The organism is Kitasatospora sp. NPDC054939 (assembly GCF_053610105.1).
Genome location: NZ_JBSGXP010000212.1, coordinates 1 through 10643 on the forward strand (window position 1 = coordinate 1; position 10643 = coordinate 10643).

Annotated in this window: 8 protein-coding genes; 2 read left to right on the top strand and 6 right to left on the bottom strand. The window is 75.5% G+C overall.

From position 1 onward, the window contains the following. Positions 1-219 precede the first annotated feature (219 nt). Positions 220-1206, top strand: coding sequence for an MBL fold metallo-hydrolase (locus ACWGB8_RS36095; protein ID WP_452217897.1), 987 nt, complete (start codon positions 220-222; stop codon positions 1204-1206). 53 nt (positions 1207-1259) lie between these two features. On the opposite strand, the gene ACWGB8_RS36100 is transcribed toward ACWGB8_RS36095, so the two are convergent. The 6 genes from ACWGB8_RS36100 to ACWGB8_RS36125 form a co-directional block, all read right to left on the bottom strand. After that, positions 1260-1673 (bottom strand): PaaI family thioesterase, encoded by a 414-nt coding sequence (locus ACWGB8_RS36100; protein WP_452217898.1) that lies wholly within the window; start codon positions 1671-1673, stop codon positions 1260-1262. 102 nt (positions 1674-1775) lie between these two features. After that, positions 1776-2072, bottom strand: a complete 297-nt coding sequence (locus ACWGB8_RS36105) for a TetR family transcriptional regulator C-terminal domain-containing protein (RefSeq protein WP_452217904.1) — start codon at positions 2070-2072, stop codon at positions 1776-1778. 525 nt (positions 2073-2597) lie between these two features. Then, positions 2598-5552, bottom strand: coding sequence for an FAD-binding and (Fe-S)-binding domain-containing protein (locus tag ACWGB8_RS36110; RefSeq protein ID WP_452217899.1), 2955 nt, complete (start codon positions 5550-5552; stop codon positions 2598-2600). 230 nt (positions 5553-5782) lie between these two features. Further along, positions 5783-6841, bottom strand: a complete 1059-nt coding sequence (locus tag ACWGB8_RS36115) for a glycosyltransferase family 2 protein (RefSeq protein ID WP_452217900.1) — start codon at positions 6839-6841, stop codon at positions 5783-5785. A 277-nt stretch (positions 6842-7118) separates the two neighbouring features. Then, positions 7119-7853: an aggregation-promoting factor C-terminal-like domain-containing protein gene (locus tag ACWGB8_RS36120; RefSeq protein WP_452217901.1), complete on the bottom strand. Its 735-nt coding sequence runs from the start codon at positions 7851-7853 to the stop codon at positions 7119-7121. Between the two features lie 683 nt (positions 7854-8536). After that, entirely contained in the window at positions 8537-9577 is a 1041-nt protein-coding gene (locus ACWGB8_RS36125; protein ID WP_452217902.1) for an EI24 domain-containing protein, read from the bottom strand. A gap of 187 nt (positions 9578-9764) precedes the next feature. Here ACWGB8_RS36125 and ACWGB8_RS36130 point away from each other — a divergent pair, with 187 nt between their 5' ends. Next, the gene (locus tag ACWGB8_RS36130; protein ID WP_452217903.1) at positions 9765-10553 is read left to right on the top strand and encodes a S1 family peptidase; all 789 of its coding nucleotides are present in this window, start codon (positions 9765-9767) and stop codon (positions 10551-10553) included. The last annotated feature ends 90 nt before the right edge of the window (positions 10554-10643 follow it).

Consider the following 10643-nt stretch of genomic DNA (forward strand, 5'->3'; position numbering starts at 1 on the left):
CCGGTCGACCGGCCTGCCGCGGGACGCCGTACGCCCGTGCCCGTGCGGGTGCGGGTGCGGGGCTGGGTGGTGGGGGCTGCGGGGCGGTCGGGGAGATCCGGTGGAGCCGTCGCCGGATTTGTTCGCTCGGAAACCGAATCCCCGGTGGACGCGTGTTGATCTCCGGTGGCGCGGCGGTGCCGTGCCGCCGGCCACTGTCGTCCACCGAGAGGAACCCGCATGCGCTCCACCGGATTCGACCGCCGGGCCTTCCTGGGCACCGCCGCCGTCGCCGGGGCCGGACTGGCCACGGCCGGGGCCGCCCGACCGGCCGCCGCCGAGGACGTCCCGCAGCCGTCCGCCGCGCCCGCCTCCGCAGCCGGCCCGGCCGACACCGTCTACCGCTGGTTCGGTACGGCGGGCTGGCGGATCGACCGCGGCACCCGGACCGTGCTGGTCGACCCGTACCTGACGCGCTTCAACACCGGCCTGTACGAGGGGGCGTTCAACACCGAGACCCGGCTGACCACCGACACCAGGCTGGTCGACGCCCAGGTCGGGACGCCGGAGCTGATCCTGGTCACCCACAGCCACTGGGACCACATCAACGACGTGCCGCACATCGCGATCGCCAACCCGGGGGCGACGGTGGTCGGCACCGAGACCACCTACCACCTGCTGAGGGCGATGAAGGTGCCGGCGCAGCAGCTGGTCGTGGTGAAGGGCGGGGAGGTGCTGGACTTCGGCGACGGGCTGGTGGTGGAGGTGTTCGGCAGCCGCCACAGCCGCAACGCCTCGCGCCAGTACTTCCGTCCGGGCACCCTGCACGCCGTGCCGGACCGCGCGCCGACCACCATCGGCGACCTGCCCGAGGGGGACACGCTGGCCTTCCAGGTGGCCTTCGCGGGCGGCCCGGCGGCGTTCCTGATGGGGGCGAGCGACATCGCGGAACGTGAAGTGGCCGGTCTGCGGCCGGAGATCGCGATGGTCTCGGTGCCGGGCAAGCGGTCCACCGCCCACCGGTACGTGCCGAGGCTGCTGGAGGCGCTGGGCCGGCCGCGGACCGTGGTGCCGGTGCACTGGGACAAGTTCGAGACGCCGCTGGTCAATCCGGTCGTCGGCGATCCGGACGTGGACCTGCGGGCGTTCGTCGCGCTGGTGCGCCAGGTGTCCCCGCAGAGCCGGGTGGTCGTGCCCGACTACCTGACGCCGCGCACCTTCCGGTAGCGGGCTGCGGCGGGGACCGGTCGCGGCGGGGACCGAGGTCCCCGCCGCGGGCGTCAACCGGCGAGGGCGTAGACCGCGGTGGCGTGGGCGGCGGGTTCCTCGTCGCCGTCGGCGGTCAGGGTGATGTCCAGGAAGGCGATCCGGCGGCCCAGCTTGGTGACCCGCGCGTGCACCAGCACGTCCCGGTCCAGCACGGCCCGTTGGAAGGTCGTCGACTGCTGGACGGTGGTCATCGGACCGAAGCCGCCGAGCGCGGCCGAGACCGCGATGACGCTCGCGGTGTCGGCGGCGGCCATCATCGCCTGTCCGCTGAGCGCGCCGCCCTCCCGGGCCAGCCGCGCGGACCAGGGCAGCCGCAGGACGGCGTGGCGGGGGCCGGTCTCGGCCACCGACAGGTCGAGTGCCTGCACCCAGGGCGCGAAGTTGTCGGCCAGGATCTTGTCCGCCTCGGCGGTGGTCAGCGTCATGCCGTCATTGTGGGGCGGCGGGCGTCCGCTGTCAGCGCTTTGCGGAGGGGCCGGTGCGCCGGGCCGCGGTCGCCGGGGTGGGGTCGCCGGCCGCAGCGCGGGTCAGGGGGCCTGCGGCCGGGGCCGGGCCAGCGAGTCGAGGTGGCGGCGCAGCACCGCGCGCAGTTCCTCGGGGCCGATCCGTTCCGGCTGCAGGACGGCCTGCACGGTCAGCCCGTCGAGGAGTGCGGAGAGCCGACGGCTCTCCACCGCCGGGTCGAGTCCGGGCAGCAGGCCCCCGGAGGCCTCGGCGGCTTCCAGTGCCCGGACGATGAGGCTGTCCATGCCGCTCTGCAACTCCTCGACGCGGCTGCGGAGTTCGGGGCGGGCGCGAACGTGACGGGGGACGCATGAACGGATGGCTGCTCGCGGGGCTGATCGCGGTGGGGGTCGTCGTGCTGGTCCGCCGCCGGCTGGGCGGTGAGCCGCTCAACGCCCGCGAACTGCTCGTCGTGCCGGTCGTCCTGACCGCGATCGGCGCGGTGGCGGTGCACGGCGTCCCCCGGCCTCGGCGCCTCCGATCTCGCCTGGGTCGCGGCCGGCGTCGTCCTGGGCTGCGGCCTCGGCGCGGTGCGCGGCACGACCGTCCGGGTGTACGAGCGCGACGGCGTCCTCTGGCAGCGCTGGACCGGCCGGACCTTCCTGGTGATGGCGCTGTCCGCCGTGGCGACGATCGGCTTCGGCGCGCTCGCCGCCCCGGGCCGGACTCCCGGAGGCCGCCCGCCCGGTACAGCTCTCGATCGGGGTCGGCTTCCTCGGCGAGGCCGCGGTGGTCGGACTGCGCGGCCTCGGCAGCGGCGTGCCGTTCGCTCCGGAACGCCGCAGCCGCCTGGGCTGACGGGCCGACGGGCGGCTGACGGGGCCGCTCACTGGCCGACGAGGGGCTCACGGACCGGCGGGAGCCGACGGACCTGCCGGACCCGACGGACCGGACGGGCCGGACCGCTGCTCGCGCAGGGCCCGCTGCATCAGCTCCGCGAGGTGCAGCGCCTGTCGGCCCCCGGCGAGCTGGGCGATCTGGGTGCGGCAGCTGAAGCCGTCAGCCAACACCACGGTGTCCGGTCCTGCGGCGTGCACCTCCGGGATCAGCACCCGCTCCGCGATCGCCCGGGACACCTCCCAATGGCCCTGCTCGAAGCCGAAGTTGCCGGCCAGACCGCAGCAGCCGGAGTCCAGTACCCGGTTGTGCAGGCCCATCCGCCGCTCGACCCGGCGGTCGGCCGCGGTGCCGAGGACGGCGTGCTGGTGGCAGTGGGTCTGGGTGATCGCGTCCACCGGCAGTTGCGGCAGGTCGGCGCCGGGTGCGTACGCGTCGACGAACTCGGCGAAGGTGCGGGTCCGTTCGGCGACCGGGCGGCCGTCCGCGCCGAGCAGCCGGGGCAGGTCCTCGCGCAGGGTGGCCGTGCAGCTCGGGTCCATGCCGACGATCGGCAGGTCGCCGCCGCCGAGGGTGCGGACGCTGCGCCGCATCACCCGCCGGGCGGTGCCGAGTTGGCCGGTTGACCACCAGGTGAGCCCGCAGCAGACCGGGCCGTCGGGGAGTTCCACGGCGAACCCCAGGTGTTCCAGCACCTCGACGGCGGCCCGCAGCACGTTCGGCTGGAGGTGGTCGGAGAAGGTGTCCGGCCAGAGCAGGACGCGCTGCGCGCCCGCCGGGGCGGGGTGTTCGGCGCGGTGGCGGCGGTACCAGCGGGTGAAGGTCTCGGGCGGGAAGACCGGCAGTACCCGCCGGGGTTCGATCCCGCCGAGCCGCTTGAGGAGTCCGGCGGCGGGGGAGCGGGCGAGGGCGTTGGCCGCGCCGGGCGCGAGCGCGGTGGCGCGCAGCCACAGCGGCAGCCAGCCCATCGACCAGTGCGAGCGCGGGCGCGGCCGGTACCGGTAGTGCTGGTGCAGGAACTCGGTCTTGTAGGTGGCCATGTCGACGTGGACCGGGCAGTCGCTCGCGCAGCCCTTGCAGGCCAGACAGAGGTCCAGCGCCTCGCGGACCTCGGCCGAGCGCCAGCCGTCGGTGACCGCCGCGCCGGAGCCGCCGGGCGGCGCACCCGCGCCGCGCAGCATCTCGGCGAGCAGCCGGGCCCGGCCCCGGGTCGAGTGCCGCTCCTCGCCGGTGGCCATGTAGCTGGGGCACATCACGCCGGTCGAGGGGTCCACGCACTTGGCGACGCCGACGCAGCGGTGCACCGCCTTCTCCAGGCTGCCGCCGTCCTGCTCGTAGGGGAGGGCGAGCGGGAGCGGGCGCAGCGGGCGGGCGAAGCGCAGGTCGGAGTCGAGCGGGCGCGGGTCGACCAGGGCGCCGGGGTTGAGCAGGTTCTCCGGGTCCCAGATTTGCTTGAACCGCGCGAACAGGTCGATCACCGCGGGCGGGTACATCCGCGGTAGCAGTTCGGCCCGGGCCTGCCCGTCGCCGTGCTCGCCGGAGAGCGAACCGCCGTGGGAGACCACCAGGTCGGCGGCGGCCTCCAGGAACTCGCGGAACACCAGGTGGCCCTGCGGCTCGGTCAGCGGGAAGTCGATCCGCAGGTGCACGCAGCCCTCGCCGAAGTGCCCGTACGGGACGCCGCGCAGCCCGTGCCGGCGGAGCAGGGCCCGCAGGTCGCGCAGGTAGCCGCCGAGGCGTTCGGGCGGGACGGCGGAGTCCTCCCAGCCGGGCCAGGCCTCGGTGCCGTCCGGCAGCCGGGTGACGATCCCCGCCCCGGCCTCCCGGACGGCCCACAGCTGCCGCTGCTCGCCCGGGTCGGTGACCAGGGCGGCGGTGGCGGTGCGCTCGCGCCGGACGGCGGTGGCCAGCAGCCGGGCGGCGTCCAGGGCCTCGGCCGGGGTGGCGCCGCCGGCCTCCAGGAACAGCCAGCAGGCGCCCGCGGGGAGCCGGTCCAGGGCGGGCGGGCGCGGGCCGGCCGCGAGCAGGGCGGCGATCAGGTCGGCGGCCATGCCCTCGACGGTCAGCGGGCCGAGCGGCAGCAGGGCGGGCACGGCGTCCGCGGCGGCGGTCTCGTCGGGGTAGCCGGCCACGACCAGGGCGCGGGCCGGGGGCTCCGCGACCAGCCGGACGGTGGCGCCGAGCAGCAGGGCGCAGGTGCCCTCGGTGCCGGTGAGGGCGCGGGCCAGGTCGTGGCCGTGTTCGGGGAGCAGGGCGTCGAGCGGGTAGCCGGAGGTGCGGCGCGGTAGGTCCGGGAGGTCCCGGCGGATCACGGCGAGGTGGCGCTCGGTGAAGTCCTGGAGGTCGCGGTGGAGTTCGCCCCTCCGGCCGGGCAGGGTGCGCAGCGCGGCGCGCTCCTCGGGGGTGAGCGGGCCGCGCACGGTCAGTTCGGTGCCGTCGGCGAGCAGCAGGTCCAGGGCTTCGACGTTGTCGGCGGTGCGGCCCCAGGCGATCGAGTGGGCGCCGCAGGAGTTGTTGCCGATCATGCCGCCGATGGTGCAGCGGCTGTGCGTGGACGGGTCCGGCCCGAACCGCAGCCCGTACGGGCGGGCCGCGCGCTGGAGGTCGTCCAGGACGGTGCCCGGCTCGACCCGGGCGGTGCGGGCGTCCGGGTCGACCTCCAGGACGGCGCCCAGGTGGCGGCGGAAGTCCAGCACCACCGCGCCCGGGCCGATCGCCTGCCCGCCGACGCTGGTGCCGGCGCCGCGGGCGACGACCGGGGTGCCGTACCGGCGGCAGAGCGCGAGCGCGGTGCGGACGTCGTCGATGTCGGCGGGCTTGACCACGCCGAGCGGCAGATGGCGGTAGTTGGAGGCGTCGTGGCTGTAGACGGTGCGCTCGGCGGCGCCGAAGCGGACCTCGCCGCGCAGGACGTCGGCCAGGGCGCGGGCGAGTTCGGCACCGGCGGCGGAGGGGCGGCTCACGGGTCCTCCCGGGGCGGGGCGACGGCGGTCGTGCCGCCGATCATCCCAGGCGCACCGGCTGCGGGCGGGCGAACCACCCCGGCGCGGGGCCGGCGGTTCGCCGTCCGGGTGCCGTTCGGGTGGAGCCCGGGTGCCGTCCGGGTGTGCCGTCCGGCGGGACGGCCCCGCGGGCCCGGCCCGTGCCCGCCCCCGCGGCACGGACGGGGCCCGCGGGGCCGTCCCCGATCCGGTCAGACCGCGGCGGTCGCCGGTTCGCCGCGGCGGCGGGCCGAGCCGGTCACCGCGCTCTTGGCGATGTGCGAGAGCTTGGCCAGCTCGAAGGCCGGGTACGAGCCGCCGGCCAGCAGCGAGAACTTCACGCCCTCGCGCCCGCCGGGGCGGCGGTGCCCGGCCGGCAGGAAGCGGCGGTGGTGCTCGGCGGCCCGGTGGAAGAACTGGGGCCGCTCGGCGCGCGCGACGCAGCCGGCGAGGTCGAAGACGAACAGGTAGTGCCGGATCATCCGGACGAACAGCGGGTCCCGCACGGCGTTCAGCTCCGGCCGGTCCTCCAGCAGGGCGAAGCTGCGCTCGTACTGCTCGAAGAGGTCGAAGTGGCTGCTGCCGGGCGAGCCGGTCGGGTGCACGGTCTCCCGGCGGCGCAGCTGGACGCAGGGGCGGGGCAGGACGGCGATCCGCTCGGCGCGGAGCATGGCCCGGTGGACGACCGGGATCTCCTCGTAGCGGCCGTCGGGGAAGGCCAGCGCCTGGTCGTACCAGTGGTCGCGGCGCAGCAGGCGGTCCCAGACCAGCGGCGGGGCGCCGAGCAGTTCCGGGTGGTCCAGCGGGCCGAACACGGCCCGGTCGGCCGACGCGCGGACCTCCGCCGTCGCGGCGAGCAGCGCCTCGGCGCCGCCCGGCCAGTCGCGGTCCGCGTGCCGGCGGGTGTGCCCGAACAGCAGGACGTCCACCGGGCCGGTCGCGGTGAGCCGGTCGGCCATCGCCTGCAGGCCGTCGGCGGGCAGCAGGTGGTCGGCGTCCAGGAAGAGCAGGTACTCGCCGACGGCGCGCAGGGTACCGGCGTTGCGGCTGCGGCCGACGCCGACCGCGGCGTTCAGCTCCAGCACGGAGATCTGCGGGTGGCGGGAGGCGTAGGCCTCGGCGAGGTCCGCGGCGCTGTCGGGGGAGCGGTCCACGACCACGATGACCTCGAAGTCGCGGAAGGACTGCGCGAGCAGCGAGTCGAGGCACTCCGCCAGCTGTTTCTGCTGGTCATAGGCGGGGAGCACGACGCTGATCAGGGGTGAGGGCATGACGCCGGAGCGTAGGAGCGCACCCGAACGGTGGCAAAGCGCTGACGGGTCATCATTACGGGCAATTCCGGCCAAACCATATGGGCGTACGCGATACTTTCACGCACCCCGCCTGGGGTGCACACGACGGCCCCGCCGCACGCGGGTGGCCGTGCGGCGGGGCCTCGGATGCCGGTCGCCCCGGACCGGCTGCGCGGACATCGTCGCAGGTCCGGACCAATGCGGGGCGGTGGGGCGGGGGGATCGGTACCAGCGGCGGATCAGTACCGGTGGCGGATCAGTACCAGTGGTGGGACTGCCAGAACGCCCAGGCGCCGCAGGGGCTGCCGTAACGGTCGTTCATGTACTTCAGGCCCCACTTGATCTGGGTGGCCGGGTTGGTGCGCCAGTCGGCGCCGGCGGAGGCCATCTTGGAGGCGGGCAGGGCCTGGACCAGGCCGTAGGCGCCGGAGGAGGGGTTGGTCGCGTTGACCTTCCAGCTGCTCTCGTGCGACACGATGTTGCTGAAGCACTGGAGCTGGCCGGCCGGGACGATCTGCGCGGCGATCTGCTGCGGGGTGCCGGAGTAGGTCGGCTTGCTGTTCAGGGCCGAGCGCTCCTTGGAGCGCGAGGCGGCGGCCTCGGCGTCGGCCTTCGCCTTGGCGTCGGCCTGGGCCTTCGCCTCCGCCTGCGCCTTGGCGTCCGCCTCGGCCTGCGCCTGGGCGGCGGCCTGCGCAGCGGCGTCGGCCTGGGCAGCGGCATCGGCCTGGGCCTTGGCGTCCGCCTCGGCCTGGGCCTGGGCCTGGGCCTGCGCGGCGGCCTCGGCGGCGGCCTGCTCGGCGTCCTGGCCGCCGACCGGCACGCCGTCCACCGACACGTCGGCCACGTGGGCGGCAGCCGCGGGGGCGGCCGCTCCGGTGGCGTGGCCGCCGCCGCTCTGGGGCAGGGCGAGGGCGGCGGTGGCGACACCGGACACCACGAGGGTGGCGACACCGGTGATCAGTGAGTTGCGGCGGGCATGGCTGAGCTGCATGGAGCGGGCAATCCTTTTCCGTCGGGCGGGCCGTCGTACGGGCTCCGGGCGGTCCGGGCCGGGGGCGGTGGGCCCCGGGCGCACGGTTCTCGGGCGGTCGGGCATCGCGCGGCGTGCTCGGGCGGCCGCGCCGGTGGGCGGCGGCCGGTGGCCGGTGGCTGGTGAGTCGGTACTCGGGCTCGGGCGAGCAGGTCCGCAATGCCGTACGGGACGGCCATGGCACCCCGGCGGCTGGCGACGGGGCGGGCGGGGTGCGCGGTGGCCGGGTGGGCCGGTCCGCGCTGCCTGGCGACGGGCCATTCTTGGCAGGTCGCGACACGGTAGGCAACGCGCCCGGCTACTACGCCGGGTAGTGGGAAACCGGTGGGTGCACGGCGAAGCGCCCGACCGGAGTCGGGCGCTTCATAGCGATATGTCCGATTTGCGGAATCGGCGGCCGAGGCGCGGCCGGACCGCGCGTTCACGCAGCGTCGACCCCGTCGTGGCCTGGCTTCCCGCCGTCCGGTGGGCTCCCGCCCGCTGGTCCGCCACGCGGTCGGACCGGCGGTGCGGGGGTCGTGCGACACCGCCGGGCAGGGGTGTCCACTATCGGGGGCAGTAGCAGCCGCAGGCCCTGTGGGGGGCCTCACACCGCGGCGGCGCCGGGGTCGGCGCAGCGTGACCGCGCGGTCACGCCCGCCGGCTCAGCTCCGGTAGGGGTTCGGCCCGCCCGGCTGCTGCTGGTAGGGGTTCCCGGCGGCGGGGTCGGGCGGGTCCTGCCGGTAGGGGTTCCCTCGGTACGGGTCCTGCGGGTGCGGCGGCCGGGGCACCTCGGGCACCTGCCCGTACGGCTGGGCGGGCGTCTGTCCGTAGTCCTGCCCGTAGTCCTGCCCGTAGTCCTGTCCGTACGGCTGCGCGTGCGGCGGGCGCGGGCCGGCGCTGCCGTCGCTCCCGTCCCGGTCGTCGCTCCCGTCCCGGTCGTCCCGGTCGTCGTCCGGGTCGGACTCCTCGACCGGCACCAGGTCGCGGGCCAGCAGGGTGGCCCCCGCCACCGCGCCCGGCATCGCCAGGACGGTTGCGAACGGCACCAGGAACAGCAGGATCAGCGGCACCCCGAAGCCCAGGGCCAGCGGCAGCCGGCGGCGCAGCAGGCGCAGCCGCTCGGCCTGCGGCACCCCGCGCCGCTGCAGGCCCACCGAGGTCAGCTCGACGGCCAGGAAGAAGCCGGACACCAGGAAGCCCAGCACCGGCACCACCGTCTGCCCGATCACCGGGATGAAGCCCAGGCCGAACAGCAGGACGGCGAACCCGGCCACCCGGACCAGCACGTAGAGGCTGTCCCGCGCCGAGATCACCAGCTCGCGCCAGAGCGGTACGTCCGGCGGGGTGGGCGCGCCGCCCTCGGACTCGTCGACCTTCTCGCAGAGCGACTCGTAGAACGGCTGGCCGACCAGCAGGGTGACGGCGGTGAAGGTGATGACCGAGAGCAGCAGCCCGCCGCCGAAGACGATCGCGGCGAGCGCGGTGCGGAGCAGGCTCTGCCACGGTGAGCCCCAGTCGTCCGCGAACGGCGTCGCCCACGCGGCCAGGTCGCCCGCCGAACCGCTCAGGAAGTACAGGGCCACGACGTAGCCGACCAGGGTGATCAGCGCGGGAATCATCCCGAACAGCCACCAGCGGCCGTGCCGCGCAGCCCACTTCTGGCCCTTGGCCAGGTAACCCGTCCCCGCTGCAAGATCTCGCACAGTTGATCAGGGTAGGCGGTCGCCGCAGGCCGGTCACATCCGGCTGCCACGTGCTGCCCGGGGGAGTCTGACGCCGCATCCGTCTTGCGTGTTCCTGCCAAGCCTGGCTGGCAGGGCCGGACCCCTACTCCCGCACGGCCCGCTCGGCGACGCTCGGTGCTCCAGGACTTCGCTGAGGAGGAGCACGATGAAACGTCAACTCGGCCGCTGGTTCACGGTCGTGGCGAGCGTGGTGTTCGCGGTGGGGGCGATGGTGCTCCCGGCCGCGGCGTCGCCGTCGCCCTCGCCGTCGGTGGTGGGCGGCACCCGCGCGGCGCAGGGCGAGTTCCCGTTCATGGTCCGGCTGTCGATGGGCTGCGGCGGTGCGCTCTACAACCGGCAGATCGTGCTGACCGCGGCGCACTGCGTCAGCCGCACCGGCCCGAACACCTCGATCACCGCGACACTGGGCAACGTCGACCTCAACAGCAGCAGCGCGATCAAGGTCCGCTCGACGTACGTCTACCAGTCGCCCAACTACACGGGCGCCGAGGACGGCAACGACTGGGCCCTGATCAAGCTCGCCTCGCCGGTCAACAGCAGCCTGGTCAGCACCCTGCCGATCGCGACCACCACCGCGTACGACAACGGGACCTTCACGATCGCCGGCTGGGGCGCGGCCCGCGAGGGCGGGGCGCAGCAGCGCTACCTGCTCAAGGCGAGCGTGCCGTTCGTCGACGACGCGACCTGCTCCCGCGCCTACCCGGGCCTGGTCACCGGGGCCTCGCTGTGCGCCGGCTACGTCGCCCAGGGCGGCGTGGACACCTGCCAGGGCGACTCGGGCGGCCCGATGTTCCGCCGCGACGGTTCCGGCAACTGGATCCAGGTCGGTATCACCAGCTGGGGCCAGGGCTGCGCCCGGCCGAACTACCCCGGCGTCTACACCCAGGTGAGCACCTACGCCTCGGCCATCGCCGCGGCGGCGGCCAGGATCTGAGTCCACCGGCCGACCCGGCCACCCCACCCCCGGCCCCGACGCCCCCCCCGCCGCGGAGGGGCCCGGGGGTGGGCGGGGGGGGGGGCGGTT